This window comes from Pseudomonas sp. IT-P12, assembly GCF_949767465.1.
In the GTDB taxonomy this organism is placed as follows: Bacteria; Pseudomonadota; Gammaproteobacteria; order Pseudomonadales; family Pseudomonadaceae; genus Aquipseudomonas.
Window position 1 is genome coordinate 81,704 of record NZ_CATKPY010000026.1, and the last position, 13,593, is coordinate 95,296.

At 62.8% G+C, this 13,593-nt stretch carries 12 protein-coding genes and 1 pseudogene; 10 read left to right on the plus strand and 3 right to left on the minus strand.

Annotation, left to right across the window (positions count from 1 at the left end):
* The first annotated feature begins 31 nt into the window (after positions 1-31).
* The 3 genes from dapD to ACM6IM_RS25635 all read left to right on the plus strand — a co-directional run bounded on the left by dapD (position 32) and on the right by ACM6IM_RS25635 (position 2,802).
* A complete protein-coding gene (gene dapD, locus ACM6IM_RS25625) occupies positions 32-1,066 on the plus strand; it encodes a 2,3,4,5-tetrahydropyridine-2,6-dicarboxylate N-succinyltransferase (RefSeq protein WP_192302528.1) in 1,035 nt (344 codons plus the stop codon).
* A gap of 129 nt (positions 1,067-1,195) precedes the next feature.
* Positions 1,196-2,401, plus strand: a complete 1,206-nt coding sequence (locus ACM6IM_RS25630; RefSeq protein WP_414866645.1) for an aminotransferase class V-fold PLP-dependent enzyme — start codon at positions 1,196-1,198, stop codon at positions 2,399-2,401.
* Entirely contained in the window at positions 2,398-2,802 is a 405-nt protein-coding gene (locus tag ACM6IM_RS25635) for a SufE family protein (RefSeq protein ID WP_414866646.1), read from the plus strand. The genes ACM6IM_RS25630 and ACM6IM_RS25635 overlap by 4 nt, the downstream gene beginning before the upstream one ends.
* Before the next feature lie 90 nt (positions 2,803-2,892).
* Here ACM6IM_RS25635 and tcdA read toward each other — a convergent pair whose 3' ends face one another.
* A complete protein-coding gene (gene tcdA, locus ACM6IM_RS25640; RefSeq protein ID WP_201195413.1) occupies positions 2,893-3,705 on the minus strand; it encodes a tRNA cyclic N6-threonylcarbamoyladenosine(37) synthase TcdA in 813 nt (270 codons plus the stop codon).
* Positions 3,706-3,931: 226 nt separating this feature from the next.
* Here tcdA and ACM6IM_RS25645 point away from each other — a divergent pair, with 226 nt between their 5' ends.
* The 4 genes from ACM6IM_RS25645 to ACM6IM_RS25660 all read left to right on the plus strand — a co-directional run bounded on the left by ACM6IM_RS25645 (position 3,932) and on the right by ACM6IM_RS25660 (position 9,153).
* Positions 3,932-6,523 carry a glycosyltransferase gene (locus ACM6IM_RS25645; protein WP_414866647.1) on the plus strand — a complete coding sequence of 864 codons (2,592 nt, stop codon included), beginning with the start codon at positions 3,932-3,934 and terminating at the stop codon, positions 6,521-6,523.
* Positions 6,524-6,741: 218 nt separating this feature from the next.
* Positions 6,742-7,893, plus strand: coding sequence for a succinyl-diaminopimelate desuccinylase (dapE, locus tag ACM6IM_RS25650; RefSeq protein WP_414866648.1), 1,152 nt, complete (start codon positions 6,742-6,744; stop codon positions 7,891-7,893).
* Complete coding sequence (locus ACM6IM_RS25655; RefSeq protein WP_414866649.1) at positions 7,893-8,702, plus strand: putative RNA methyltransferase; 810 nt, start codon at positions 7,893-7,895, stop codon at positions 8,700-8,702. Before dapE ends, ACM6IM_RS25655 begins: the two co-directional genes overlap by 1 nt.
* A 73-nt stretch (positions 8,703-8,775) precedes the next feature.
* Positions 8,776-9,153, plus strand: a complete 378-nt coding sequence (locus tag ACM6IM_RS25660) for a hypothetical protein (RefSeq protein WP_192302535.1) — start codon at positions 8,776-8,778, stop codon at positions 9,151-9,153.
* A gap of 63 nt (positions 9,154-9,216) precedes the next feature.
* On the opposite strand, the gene ACM6IM_RS25665 is transcribed toward ACM6IM_RS25660, so the two are convergent.
* Positions 9,217-9,426 carry a cold shock domain-containing protein gene (locus tag ACM6IM_RS25665; RefSeq protein WP_192302536.1) on the minus strand — a complete coding sequence of 70 codons (210 nt, stop codon included), beginning with the start codon at positions 9,424-9,426 and terminating at the stop codon, positions 9,217-9,219.
* 240 nt (positions 9,427-9,666) lie between these two features.
* On the opposite strand from ACM6IM_RS25665, the gene plsB reads away from it, so the two are divergent.
* The 3 genes from plsB to ACM6IM_RS25680 all read left to right on the plus strand — a co-directional run bounded on the left by plsB (position 9,667) and on the right by ACM6IM_RS25680 (position 13,412).
* Positions 9,667-12,168 carry a glycerol-3-phosphate 1-O-acyltransferase PlsB gene (gene plsB, locus ACM6IM_RS25670; RefSeq protein WP_414866650.1) on the plus strand — a complete coding sequence of 834 codons (2,502 nt, stop codon included), beginning with the start codon at positions 9,667-9,669 and terminating at the stop codon, positions 12,166-12,168.
* Positions 12,169-12,297: 129 nt separating this feature from the next.
* Positions 12,298-12,696 (plus strand): YbaY family lipoprotein, encoded by a 399-nt coding sequence (locus ACM6IM_RS25675; protein WP_414866651.1) that lies wholly within the window; start codon positions 12,298-12,300, stop codon positions 12,694-12,696.
* Between the two features lie 26 nt (positions 12,697-12,722).
* Positions 12,723-13,412, plus strand: a complete 690-nt coding sequence (locus tag ACM6IM_RS25680) for a DUF4197 domain-containing protein (protein WP_192302539.1) — start codon at positions 12,723-12,725, stop codon at positions 13,410-13,412.
* A gap of 9 nt (positions 13,413-13,421) precedes the next feature.
* On the opposite strand, the pseudogene ACM6IM_RS25685 reads toward ACM6IM_RS25680, so the two are convergent.
* A pseudogene (locus ACM6IM_RS25685) lies at positions 13,422-13,546 on the minus strand (Fic family protein); the annotation flags it as partial.
* Positions 13,547-13,593 lie beyond the last annotated feature (47 nt).

A 13,593-nucleotide genomic window follows, 5' to 3' on the forward strand; every position in this document is an offset into this window, starting at 1 on the left:
CTGCCCGTTCAATTTCGTTAGAGGTATTTACATGTCCACTACCCCATTCAGCCTGGCCTTTGGTGTCGGCACCCAAAACCGTCAAGGCGCCTGGCTGGAAGTGTTTTACGCCCAGCCACTGCTCAACCCTTCGGCGGACCTGATTGCGGCCATCGCGCCGGTCCTGGGCTACACCGACGGCAACCAGGCCATCACCTTCACCACCGCCCAGGCCTCGCAGCTGGCTGACGCCGTCAAGGGCGTCGACGCGGCGCAAGCAGCCCTGCTGACCCGCCTGGCCGAGAGCCACAAGCCGCTGGTCGCGACCATCCTCGCAGAGGACGCGCCGCTGACCTCCACGCCCGAGGCTTACCTCAAGCTGCACCTGCTCTCCCACCGCCTGGTCAAGCCGCACGGCCTGAACCTGGCCGGCGTGTTCCCGCTGCTGCCGAACGTGGCGTGGACCAGCCAGGGCGCGATCGACCTCGCCGAACTGGCCGAGCACCAGCTCGAAGCCCGCCTGCGCGGTGAGCTGCTGGAAGTGTTCTCGGTGGACAAGTTCCCGAAAATGACCGACTACGTGGTCCCGGCCGGCGTGCGCATCGCTGACGCGGCGCGTCTGCGTCTGGGCGCCTACGTGGGCGAAGGCACCACCGTGATGCACGAAGGCTTCATCAACTTCAACGCCGGCACCGAAGGCCCGGGCATGATCGAAGGCCGCGTCTCCGCAGGCGTGTTCGTCGGCAAGGGTTCGGACCTGGGCGGCGGCTGCTCGACCATGGGCACCCTGTCCGGTGGCGGCAACATCGTGATCAAGGTCGGTGAAGGCTGCCTGATCGGCGCCAACGCCGGCATCGGTATCCCGTTGGGCGACCGCAACACCGTGGAATCGGGCCTGTACGTCACCGCCGGTACCAAAGTGGCGCTGCTGGACGAGAAGAACCAACTGGTCAAAGTGGTGAAGGCCCGTGAGCTGGCCGGTCAGACCGACCTGCTGTTCCGCCGCAATTCGGAAACCGGCGCCGTGGAATGCAAGACCCACAAATCGGCGATCGAACTGAACGAAGCGCTGCACGCTCACAACTAAGCGCCGTATGCCCCGATAATGTGGGAGCCAGCCTGCTCGCGATGATCTCCTCGAGAACGTCATCGCGAGCGGGCTCGCTGCCACAGGGTTTGGCGTTCACCCCGCCCATGTTCGACAGGGCCCGATAGCATGATGATTCTCTCCCCCTGGCGCGCCGACTTTCCGGCCATCGCCGCCCTGCAACGGCAAGACCAGACCTACCTGGACAACGCCGCCACCACGCAAAAACCTCAAGCCCTGCTGGATGCCCTGGTGCATTACTACGCCAATGGCGCGGCCAACGTGCATCGCGCGCAGCACTTGCCCGGCGCACATGCCACCCAGGCCTTCGAAGACAGCCGCAGCAAGGTCGCCCAGTGGCTCAATGCCGGCGATGTCGGGCAGATCATCTTTACCCACGGCGCGACCTCCGCGCTGAATCTCCTGGCCTATGGCCTGGAGCACCTGTTCAACCCGGGCGATGAAATTGTCGTCAGCGCGCTGGAGCACCACGCCAACTTGCTGCCCTGGCAGCAACTGGCCCGGCGGCGCGAGGTGAAACTGGTCATCCTGCCGCTGGATGACGACGGCTTGATCGACCTGGAAGCCGCCGCCTCGTTGATCGGCCCGCAGACCCGTTTGCTGGCGGTCAGTCAGCTGTCCAACGTGCTCGGCGCCTGGCAGCCGTTGCCGGCCCTGCTGGCGATGGCCAGGGCACAGGGCGCGCTGACGGTGGTCGATGGCGCTCAGGGCGTAGTTCATGGCCGCCACGACGTGCAGGCCATGGGTTGCGACTTCTATGTGTTTTCCAGCCACAAGCTCTATGGCCCCGATGGCCTGGGCGTGCTGTTCGCTCGCCATGACGCGCTCAGACACCTGCGCCACTGGCAGTTCGGCGGTGAAATGGTGCTGGATGCGGACTACCAGCACGCACGCTTTCGCCCTGCCCCGCTGGGGTTCGAAGCGGGCACGCCGGCGGTTTCGAGTGTGATCGGTCTGGGCGCGACGCTGGATTACCTTGCCGGCCTCGACCCACACGCCGTCTCGGCCCATGAAGCGGCGCTGCATGACCGCCTGGTGAAAGGCCTTGAAGCGCGTGACGGGGTTCGTCTGCTGGGCAAGCCGCAACTGGCACTGGCGAGTTTTGTCGTCGAGGGTGTGCATAACGCGGACCTCGCCCATTTACTGACGGAACAGGGGATCGCGGTGCGCGCCGGTCACCATTGCGCCATGCCGTTGCTCAAATGCTTCGAACTGGCAGGGGCCATCCGTGTGTCCCTGGCGCTGTACAACGATTCCGAAGACCTCGAGCGCTTTTTCCAGGCACTGGATCAGTCACTGGAGCTGCTGCGATGAGCCTGCCTGCGGATGCCGGGACAGCGCTGGACACCTTCCGCAATGCGGCGAGCTGGGAACAGCGGGCACGCTTGCTGATGCAATGGGGCGAACGCCTGCCGGCCCTGAGCGACGAGCAAAAGGTCGACGCCAATCGCGTGCACGGTTGTGAAAGCCGAGTGTGGCTGGTGGGGTCGCTGCACGACGGTCACTGGCAGTTTGCTGCCAGCAGCGATGCGCGGCTGATCCGCGGCCTGGTGGCGTTGCTGCTGGCGCGGGTCAACGGCTTGTCGGCGGAGGAGTTGCGCCAGGTGGATTTGCCTGACTGGTTCAACCAACTGGGGCTGAGCCGGCAGCTGTCGCCTTCGCGCAGTAACGGCCTGAATGCGGTGCTCCAGCGGATGAACGAATTGGCCGGCTAACCGCCATCGCGAGCAGGCTCGCTCCCACAGGAGCCCGCATTCCAACGGTGGGAGCGAGCCTGCTCGCGATGAGGGTTTCAGCGGCAAGCGCTAAACCTGAGGCTTCACCCGATCCGCCGGCCGCCGCACCCCTGCCACGATCTTGTCCACCGCCTTGGTCGCCGCGACCATGCCGAACGTCGCCGTCACCATCATCACTGCGCCAAATCCACCCGCGCAATCCAGCTTCACGCCATCGCCGACAAAGCTCTTCTGCAGGCAAATGCTGCCATCGGGCTTGGGATAACGCAGTTGCTCGGTCGAGAACACGCACGGCACGCTGTAATGACGGGTCACGGTGCGCGAGAAGCCATAGTCGCGGCGCAGGGTCGAACGCACTTTCGAAGCCAGTGGGTCGTTGAACGTGCGGTTCAGGTCGCAGACTTGAATCAGCGTCGGGTCAATCTGCCCGCCGGCCCCGCCCGTGGTGATGATCTGAATCTTGCGGCGCTTGCACCAGGCGATCAGCGCCGCCTTGGCGTTGACGCTGTCGATGCAGTCGATCACACAATCGATGTTCGGCGTGATGTAGTCGGCCATGGTCTCGCGGGTAACGAAATCCGCCACCGCATGGACCGTGCAATCCGGGTTGATCCCGCGCAGGCGCTCGGCCATGACCTCGACCTTGGGCTTGCCGACGGTGCTGTCCAGCGCATGCAACTGCCGGTTGGCGTTGCTGACGCAGACGTCGTCGAGGTCGAACAGCGAGATTTCGCCGACACCACACCGGGCGATGGCTTCCGCCGCCCAGGAACCGACGCCACCGACGCCAACGATCGCCACATGGGCCGCGCGCAACCGCTCAAGACCGTCGACGCCATACAAACGGGCGATGCCTGCAAACCGTGGATCTTCTGTGCTCATGACCTTTACCCCAAAAACCGGCGCGCATTATGGACGAGCCGGGCGCAAGTTTTAAGCATCCCGCTGTAAGTGTAAGAACTTAAGCGAAAGTTAACTGCCCAATGTCAGGCAATTTCCTGTCTGATGTACGCTCAGTGAATTGCCGGTGTAGGATGCGCGCCCCTGCGCTTGGACAGCCGAACGCCAATCGTCCTTCGTTCCACAGCCTCCGGAACCTGAAATAGCTATGTCATCGCGTAAATTTGGACTCAACCTGGTCGTGGTGCTCGCCATCGCGGCTCTGTTTACCGGCTTCTGGGCGCTGATCAATCGCCCGGTCAGCGCCCCCAACTGGCCTGAGCAGATCTCCGGGTTTTCCTACTCGCCGTTCCAGCAAGGCCAGTACCCGCAGAAAGAGCAGTACCCAACCGACGACCAGATGCGGCGCGACCTGGAGATCATGAGCAAGCTGACGGACAACATCCGGACTTACTCGGTCGATGGCACCCTGCAAGACATCCCCAAGTTGGCAGAGGAATTCGGTCTGCGGGTGACCCTCGGCATCTGGATCAGTCCGGACCAGGAACGCAACGAGCGCGAGATCACCCGCGCCATCGAAATCGCCAACTCCTCGCGCAGTGTGGTGCGCGTCGTGGTGGGTAACGAGGCGATATTCCGCAAGGAAATTACCGCGGAGCAACTCAGCGTGCTCCTCGATCGCGTACGCGCAGCCGTGAAAGTGCCGGTCACCACATCCGAGCAATGGCACGTCTGGGAAGAGCACCCGGAACTGGCCAGACACGTCGACCTGATTGCCGCCCACGTCCTGCCCTACTGGGAATTCATTCCGGTGGACAAGGCCGGTCAGTTCGTGCTCGACCGCGCCCGCGACCTGAAGAAGCTGTTCCCGAAAAAACCGCTGCTGCTGTCCGAAGTCGGCTGGCCGAGCAACGGCCGCATGCGCGGTGGCGCCGATGCATCGCCGGCGGATCAGGCGATCTACCTGCGCACCCTGGTCAACAAACTCAACCGCCAGGGCTTCAACTACTTCGTGATCGAAGCCTTCGACCAGCCGTGGAAAGCCAGTGACGAAGGTTCTGTGGGCGCTTATTGGGGCGTGTACAACGCCGCCCGTCAGCAGAAATTCAACTTCGAAGGCCCGGTCGTCGCGATCCCGCAATGGCGCGCGCTGGCGGTCGGTTCCGTCGTGCTGGCGCTGTTGTCGCTGACCCTGCTGATGATCGACGGCTCGGCCCTGCGCCAACGTGGCCGCATCTTCCTGACCTTCATCGCGTTTCTGTGCGGCTCGGTGCTGGTCTGGATCGGTTACGACTACAGCCTGCAATACAGCACGTGGTTCAGCCTGACGGTGGGGTTCCTGCTGGCCCTCGGCGCACTCGGGGTGTTCATCGTGTTGCTGACCGAGGCCCACGAACTGGCCGAGGCGGTGTGGATTCACAAACGGCGCCGGGAATTCCTGCCGGTGGAAGGTGATTCGAGTTACCGGCCGAAAGTGTCGATCCACGTCCCTTGCTACAACGAACCGCCGGAGATGGTGAAACAGACGCTCAACGCCCTGGCCAACCTCGACTATCCGGACTTCGAAGTCCTGATCATCGACAACAACACCAAGGACCCGGCGGTCTGGGAACCGGTGCGCGACTATTGCGAGACCCTTGGCCCACGGTTCAAGTTCTTCCACGTGGCCCCCCTGGCCGGTTTCAAGGGCGGCGCGTTGAACTACCTGATACCGCACACGGCCAAGGATGCGGAAGTGATTGCGGTGATCGACTCGGACTACTGCGTCGACCCGAACTGGCTCAAGCACATGGTGCCGCACTTCGCCGACCCGAAAATCGCCGTGGTGCAGTCGCCACAGGATTATCGCGACCAGAACGAAAGCACCTTCAAGAAGCTGTGCTACGCCGAATACAAAGGGTTCTTCCACATCGGCATGGTCACCCGCAACGACCGTGACGCGATCATCCAGCACGGCACCATGACCATGACCCGGCGCTCGGTGCTCGAAGAGCTGGGCTGGGCCGATTGGTGCATTTGCGAAGATGCCGAGCTGGGCCTGCGGGTGTTCGAGAAAGGCCTGTCGGCGGCGTACTACCACACCAGCTACGGCAAGGGCCTGATGCCCGACACCTTCATCGACTTCAAGAAACAGCGTTTCCGCTGGGCCTATGGCGCGATCCAGATCATCAAGCGCCACACCGCCAGCCTGCTGCGCGGCAAGGACACCGAGCTGACCCGTGGCCAGCGTTATCACTTCCTCGCCGGCTGGCTGCCCTGGGTCGCGGACGGCATGAACATCTTCTTCACCGTGGGCGCGTTGCTGTGGTCGGCGGCGATGATCATCGTGCCGCAGCGGGTCGACCCGCCGTTGCTGATTTTCGCAATCCCGCCCCTGGCGTTGTTCGTGTTCAAGGTCGGCAAGATCATCTTCCTTTACCGTCGTGCCGTGGGCGTGAACCTCAAGGACGCGTTCTGCGCCGCGCTGGCCGGGCTGGCGTTGTCGCACACCATCGCCAAGGCGGTGTTGTACGGGTTCTTCACCAGCAGCATTCCGTTTTTCCGTACGCCCAAGAATGCCGACAACCACGGCTTATGGGTGGCGATTTCGGAGGCCCGTGAAGAGGTATTCATCATGCTGCTGTTGTGGGGCGCGGCGCTGGGAATCTTCCTGGTGAACGGGCTGCCGAGCAACGACATGCGCTTCTGGGTCACCATGCTGCTGGTGCAGTCGCTGCCCTATGTGGCGGCGCTGATCATGGCGTTCCTGTCGTCGCTGCCGAAACCGGCGGCAGAGGTCGAGGTCGCACCGGCAGTCTAAATCTTTGCCGAAGGACTAAACGGCGGCCAAGGGCCGCCGTTTTGCTTTAAGATAACCGCCATTTTGCGGGGCGGACTGACCGACTCAAAACCTGTGGGAGCGGGCTTGCCCGCGAAAGCGGTGTGTCAGCCAACAGATTTGTTGATAGTTACACCGCCTTCGCGGGCAAGCCCGCTCCCACAGTAATCTTGCCCAAATTCAAGCTTCCGGAGTTTTCCATGACGGCCCACGCCGACCTTTCGCCGACCCTTCAACTCGCCATCGACCTGATCCGCCGCCCATCCGTGACGCCGGTCGACGCCGACTGCCAGAAGCAGATGATGCAGCGCTTGGGCGATGCCGGTTTCCAACTGGAACCGATGCGCATCGAAGATGTGGATAACTTCTGGGCCACCCACGGCCAGCACGACGGTCCGGTCCTGTGCTTCGCCGGTCACACCGACGTGGTGCCGACCGGTCCGGTGGCCGCCTGGCAGATCGAGCCGTTCAACGCCGTCATCGACGAGCACGGCATGCTCTGCGGCCGTGGCGCGGCCGACATGAAAGGCAGCCTGGCCTCCATGACCGTGGCCGCCGAGCGTTTCGTCGCCGACTACCCGGACCACAAGGGCAAGGTCGCCTTCCTGATCACCAGCGACGAAGAAGGCCCGGCACACCATGGCACCAAGGCTGTGGTTGAACGCCTGGTCGCCCGCCAGGAGCGCCTGGACTGGTGCATCGTCGGTGAACCGTCGAGCACCACACTGGTGGGCGACGTCGTCAAGAACGGCCGTCGCGGCTCCCTCGGCGCCAAACTGACCGTGCACGGCGTGCAAGGCCACGTGGCGTATCCGCACCTGGCGAAAAACCCGATCCACCTGGCCGCACCGGCCCTGGCCGAACTGGCCGCCGAGCACTGGGACCATGGCAACGACTTCTTCCCGCCGACCAGCTTCCAGATTTCCAACGTGAATTCCGGCACTGGCGCGACCAACGTGATCCCGGGTGATCTGGTGGCGGTGTTCAACTTCCGCTTCTCCACCGAATCCACTGTCGACGGCCTGCAAAAGCGCGTCGCCGACATCCTCGACAAGCATGGCCTGGACTGGCACATCGACTGGGCGCTGTCCGGCCTGCCGTTTCTGACCGAACCAGGCGCCCTGCTGGATGCGGTCTCGTCGAGCATCAAGGACATCACCGGGCGCGACACCCAGGCGTCCACCAGCGGCGGCACTTCCGATGGTCGTTTCATCGCCACCATGGGCACCCAGGTGGTCGAGCTGGGGCCGGTCAACGCGACGATCCACCAGGTCAACGAGCGCGTGCTGGCTGCCGACCTCGATGTGCTGACCGAAATCTACTACCAGACCCTCGTCAAGTTGCTCGCCTGATGCTCGCCTGCCCGATTTGCAGCGAACCGCTGAATGCGGTGGACAACGGCGTGGCTTGCCCCGCCGGGCATCGTTTCGACCGCGCGCGCCAGGGTTACCTGAACCTGTTGCCGGTGCAGCACAAGAACAGCCGCGACCCTGGGGATAACCTGGCCATGGTCGAAGCCCGTCGCGACTTCCTCAATGCCGGCCATTACGCGCCGGTGGCCAGGCGCCTGGCTGAACTGGCTGCGCACTACGCGCCGGCACGCTGGCTGGACATCGGTTGTGGCGAGGGTTACTACACCGCGCAGATCGCCCAGGCGTTGCCCGATGCCGATGGCTACGCCCTGGACATCTCCCGGGAAGCGGTCAAACGCGCTTGCAAGCGCAACCCGACGCTGACCTGGTTGATCGCCAGTATGGCGCGGGTGCCACTGGCGTCGGGCAGCTGCCAGTTTCTTGCCAGCGTCTTCAGCCCGCTGGACTGGGAAGAAGCCAAACGCCTGCTCAGTCGCGGCGGTGGCTTGATGAAGGTCGGCCCCACGAGCGGCCACCTGATGGAATTGCGCGAGCGCCTGTACGACGAAGTGCGCGAGTACACCGACGACAAGCACCTGGCCCTGGTGCCCGAAGGCATGGCGCTCGCCCACAGTGAAACCCTCGAGTTCACGCTCACGCTGGCCAGCGGCCAGGACCGGGCGAACCTGCTGGCCATGACCCCTCACGGCTGGCGCGCCAGTGCCGAGCGCCGGGCAGCGGTGATCGAACAGGCCGAACCGTTCGAGGTCACCGTGTCGATGCGTTACGATTACTTTGTACTTCAATAATAGGGGTCTTGAGCAACGGCTCGAGGCCAACTGAATCCGCGAATGGATTTTCAGACCCGCAGTGAGGACATCCATGCGCCAACCCGATATCGAGATTTACCTGAAAGACGCCGACGTTGACCACAAGGCCATCGCCGCCTGGCTCAGCCAGGCACTGGGCACCTGCAGCGACTGGGTCCAGAAAGGCCAGACCTACAAGTGCAAGGCCGGCAGCGTGCCCGTCACCTGGCTGCCCAAGGCCGTGGGCAAATGGAACAGCCTGTATCTGGAAAGCGACCAGACCCCGTGGGAAGACGACATCGCTTGCGCCCGCGCCGCGTTCGCCGCGCTGAACGTCGAAGTCCGCTGCGCGCCGGGCAGTTGGGTCGAGGAGGAAGGTGAAGAAACGGCCGACCGCTGGATTCGCATCAGCGCCGACGGTGAAGAAGAGATCACCTGGAAAACGGCTTAAAGAGCCGAACACAACATAACCTGTGGGAACGGGCTTGCCCGCTCCCACAGTGGTTTTGTGCGATTACAGGCCTACAACATCCTCAGCCTGCAACCCCTTCTGACCTTCGACCACCGCGTACTCGACCTGCTGGCCTTCAGTCAGCGAACGGTGGCCTTCGCCACGAATCGCGCGGTAGTGCACGAACACATCCACCCCGTTTTCACGCTGAATAAAGCCGTAGCCCTTGGCATCGTTGAACCACTTCACGCTGCCGGTTTCACGTGTTGCCATCTGTTCATACTCCTTTTTTATTATCGGTCTGGCTTTTCGCAGGAAAGCCTCGGGAACATCAGCCGCACATGCTGGCCTAATGAAGGCAGCGCGACAGATCGCCGAGTATATGACACAGGTGGAAACTCTCAACAGGAGTTTACTTCGCCGCTTTTTTGCCGATTTTAGGCGAATACGGCAAACTAGGCCCGCCTCTCTCCCGAGCAAACGCTCGGTTTTATTCACTCATGCAGATGCCGTATGACCCGCTCCCCGTTCCGCCGTCTTGTGTTTGGCACCCTGCGCCGACTGCTCTACCTCTGGGTTCGCTCCGAGACCATCAACCAGTCGTCGTTCACCCTCAACCTCGACCGCAGTCGCCCCGTGTTCTACGTCCTGCAAAACCCCTCGCTGACCGACCTCGCCGTGGTCGACACCGAGTGCAGCAAGGCTGGCTTGCCCCGTCCGGTATTGCCGGTATCGGTGGGCAACCTGATGGAACCCGCCGCTTTCTTCTATCTGACCCCGGACCCCGACTGGCTCGGTCGCCAGGACAAACGCGGCGCTCCGCCGACCCTGACCCGGCTGGTCAGCGCCCTCAGCCAGAACGCCGCCGAAGACGCACAGATCATTCCGGTCAGCGTGTTCTGGGGTCAGTCCCCGGACAGCGAATCGAGCCCCTGGAAACTGCTGTTCGCCGACAGTTGGGCAGTCACCGGACGCCTGCGCCGCCTGCTCAGCATCATCGTGCTGGGGCGCAAGACCCGGGTGCAGTTCTCCGCGCCGATCCACCTGCGTGAGCTGATCGAGCACAACAAGGGCCATGAGCGCACCGTGCGCATGGCCCAGCGGGTCCTGCGCGTGCACTTCCGCAACCTGAAAGCGGCGGTGATCGGCCCCGACATTTCCCACCGCCGCAACCTGGTCAAGGGCCTGCTCAACCAGCCCCTGGTCAAGCAAGCGATCCTCGACGAGGCCGAGCGCGAGAACATCTCTGCGGAAAAAGCCAAGGCCCAGGCCCTGCGCTATGGCAACGAGATTGCCTCGGACTACACCTACACCGCGATCCGCTTTCTGGAAGTGGTGCTGAGCTGGTTCTGGAACAAGATCTACGACGGGATCAAGGTCAATCACATCGAAGGCGTGCAAGAGATCGCACCGGGTCACGAAGTGATCTACGTGCCGTGCCATCGCAGCCACATCGACTACCTGCTGCTGTCCTACCTGCTGTTCCGCAACGGCCTGACCCCGCCGCACATCGCCGCCGGCATCAACCTCAACATGCCGGTCATCGGCAGCCTGCTGCGTCGGGGCGGTGCGTTCTTCATGCGCCGCACCTTCAAGGGCAACCCGCTGTACACCTCGGTGTTCAACGAATACCTGCACACCCTGTTCACCAAGGGCTTCCCGGTCGAGTACTTCGTCGAGGGCGGCCGCTCGCGCACCGGGCGCATGCTGCAACCGAAAACCGGGATGCTGGCGATCACCCTGCGCAGCTTCCTGCGCTCCTCGCGCATGCCGATCGTGTTCGTTCCGGTGTACATCGGCTATGAGCGCGTACTGGAGGGCCGGACCTACCTCGGAGAATTGCGCGGAGCGAGCAAGAAGAAGGAGTCGATTTTCGACATCTTCAAAGTCATCGGTGCCCTCAAGCAGCGCTTCGGCCAAGTGGCCGTGAACTTCGGCGAGCCGATCAAACTCGCGGAATTCCTCGACAGCGAACAGCCGGACTGGCGCCAGCAGGAGCTCGGCCCGCAGTTCAAACCGGCCTGGCTCAACGAAACCACCAACCGCCTGGGCGAGAAAGTCGCGCAGCATCTGAACGAGGCAGCGGCGATCAACCCGGTCAACCTGGTGGCGCTGGCGTTGCTGTCCACCAGCCGCCTGGCACTGGACGACCGTGCCATGGCGCGGGTGCTGGACCTGTACCTGGCGCTGCTGCGCAAAGTCCCGTATTCGCCGCACACCACGCTGCCGGAAGGCGATGGCCGGGCGCTGATCGAGCACGTCAAGGACATGGACCTGCTGTCCGAGCAGAGCGATGCACTGGGCAAGATCCTGTACCTGGACGAGCAGAACGCGGTCCTGATGACCTACTACCGCAACAACGTGCTGCACATTTTCGCGTTGCCGTCGTTGCTGGCGAGTTTCTTCCAGAGCGCCTCGCGCATGAGCCGCGAGCAGATCCTGCGCTACACCCGCGCCCTGTATCCCTACCTGCAATCGGAATTGTTCATTCGCTGGTCGCTGGAGGAACTGGATGCGGTGATCGATCAATGGCTCGAAGCATTCGTCGAGCAGGGCCTGCTGCGCTTCGAGAACGGCGTCTATCTGCGCCCCGCCCCGAGCTCGCGGCACTTCGTGCTGTTGACCCTGCTGTCGAAAAGCATCGCCCAGACCTTGCAGCGCTTCTACATGACGGTTTCCCTGCTGCTCAACAGCGGCCAGAACAGCATCAGCGCCGAAGAGCTGGAAGACCTGTGCACCGTGATGGCCCAGCGCCTGTCGATCCTGCATGGCCTGAACGCGCCGGAGTTTTTCGACAAGAGCCTGTTCCGCCACTTTATCCAGACGATGCTCGACCTGGACGTGCTCAGGCGCGACGAGGCGGGCAAACTGAGTTACCACGAACTGCTCGGCGAACTGGCCGAGGGCGCGGCCAAGCGCGTGCTGCCGGCGGAGATTCGCCTGTCGATCCGCCAGGTGGCGCTGCATCGCAGCGAAGATGCAGCGGATCAACCGGCCACACCACCCGAGGCCTGACGCAAAACCTGTGGGAGTGAGCCCCGCTCGCGGGCGAAGGCGGTCTAACATTCAACATCCCTGTTGTCTGACACACCGCTTTCGCTGGCAATCGGTCTCGCTCCCACATTGTTCAAAAGGAGATTTCCTGTGAAAAAACTCTCGCTATTGGCCCTGACCGTATTCCTGGGGGCCTGTCAATCCATGCATCCCGCGCCCAAGTCCACCCTCGATGGCGAAGTCTTCTACCTGCAACGCATCGCCCTGCCACCGACGGCAATCCTCAGTGTCAGCCTGCAGGACATCTCGCTCGCCGACGCGCCGGCCAAGGTCATCGACGAACAGCGCGGGCCGGTCAAGGGCCAGGTGCCGCTGCCCTTTCACCTGAGCTACGACCCGCTGAAGATCGAGCCCAATCATCGTTACTCGATCAACGCGCGCATCGAAGTTGATGGCAAACTGTTGTTCATCACCACCGAAAATCACGCCGTGCGACTGGACGGCTCCGATCCCCAGCCCGTCAGGGTCCGCGTTGACGCGGCCCGCTAAGTCTCTTTTTGAAAAAGGAAGTTGCCATGCCCCGCCCTACCCTTCGCTTTGCCGGCCTATGCGCAGGCTTGATGATCAGTGCCAGCGCCATGGCGCTGTCGCTCAGCGATCTGTCGCAAAAGGACGCCAGCGGCGGCCTCAAGGACGCCTTGACTCAAGGTGCACAAGTGGCCGTGAAACAACTCGGCACGCCGGGTGGGTTCAGCAACAACCCGGACGTGAAGATCGAACTGCCGGGCAAGCTGGGCAAGGTCGCCAGCAAGATGAAACAGTTCGGCATGGGCGATCAGGTCGATCAGCTGGAAACCAGCATGAACAAGGCCGCCGAAACCGCCGTGGTGCAGGCCCAGCCGATCCTCGTCGACGCGGTGAAGAAAATGACCGTCGAAGACGCCAAGGGCATTCTCAGCGGCGGCAATGATTCGGCCACTCAGTACCTGAACAAGACCAGCCGCGAACAGATCCGCGCCAAGTTCCTGCCCATCGTCAAGCAAGCCACCGACCAGGTCGGCCTGGCCAAGCAATACAACTCGTTCGCCGGCCAGGCCGCGACGCTGGGCGTAGTGGACGCCAAGAACGCCAACATCGAAAGCTACGTCACCGAGCAGGCGCTCAACGGTTTGTTCGAGATGATCGGCAAGCAGGAAGAAACCATTCGCAAGAACCCGGCGGCAGCGGCAACCAGCCTGGCGAAGAAGGTGTTCGGTACGCTCTGAAGGGGGCTGAAAATCGTTCTTGAACATGAACCGATAGAACAGCGCCCTCGCGACCCGGCCATTGCCATCGCGTAAGGGTGTTCGTAGCCCGACGTAAAATGCAGAGTGATGCCCTTGATCAGCGGATGAAGGTGGGGCGACTGTCCCAGCAGGTCGAACACCGGATCGGTTCGGCCTTTCA

What these genes read in the sequence shown, in the direction of transcription:
- ACM6IM_RS25630 (WP_414866645.1), top strand. Translation starts at nt 1,196, where the DNA reads ATGATGATTCTCTCCCCCTGGCGCGCCGACTTTCCGGCCATCGCCGCC.
- dapD (WP_192302528.1), top strand. Translation starts at nt 32, where the DNA reads ATGTCCACTACCCCATTCAGCCTGGCCTTTGGTGTCGGCACCCAAAAC.
- ACM6IM_RS25665 (WP_192302536.1), bottom strand. Translation starts at nt 9,426, where the DNA reads ATGGCAACACGTGAAACCGGCAGCGTGAAGTGGTTCAACGATGCCAAG.
- ACM6IM_RS25680 (WP_192302539.1), top strand. Translation starts at nt 12,723, where the DNA reads ATGCCCCGCCCTACCCTTCGCTTTGCCGGCCTATGCGCAGGCTTGATG.
- ACM6IM_RS25655 (WP_414866649.1), top strand. Translation starts at nt 7,893, where the DNA reads ATGCTCGCCTGCCCGATTTGCAGCGAACCGCTGAATGCGGTGGACAAC.
- plsB (WP_414866650.1), top strand. Translation starts at nt 9,667, where the DNA reads ATGACCCGCTCCCCGTTCCGCCGTCTTGTGTTTGGCACCCTGCGCCGA.
- ACM6IM_RS25635 (WP_414866646.1), top strand. Translation starts at nt 2,398, where the DNA reads ATGAGCCTGCCTGCGGATGCCGGGACAGCGCTGGACACCTTCCGCAAT.
- dapE (WP_414866648.1), top strand. Translation starts at nt 6,742, where the DNA reads ATGACGGCCCACGCCGACCTTTCGCCGACCCTTCAACTCGCCATCGAC.
- ACM6IM_RS25660 (WP_192302535.1), top strand. Translation starts at nt 8,776, where the DNA reads ATGCGCCAACCCGATATCGAGATTTACCTGAAAGACGCCGACGTTGAC.
- ACM6IM_RS25645 (WP_414866647.1), top strand. Translation starts at nt 3,932, where the DNA reads ATGTCATCGCGTAAATTTGGACTCAACCTGGTCGTGGTGCTCGCCATC.
- tcdA (WP_201195413.1), bottom strand. Translation starts at nt 3,705, where the DNA reads ATGAGCACAGAAGATCCACGGTTTGCAGGCATCGCCCGTTTGTATGGC.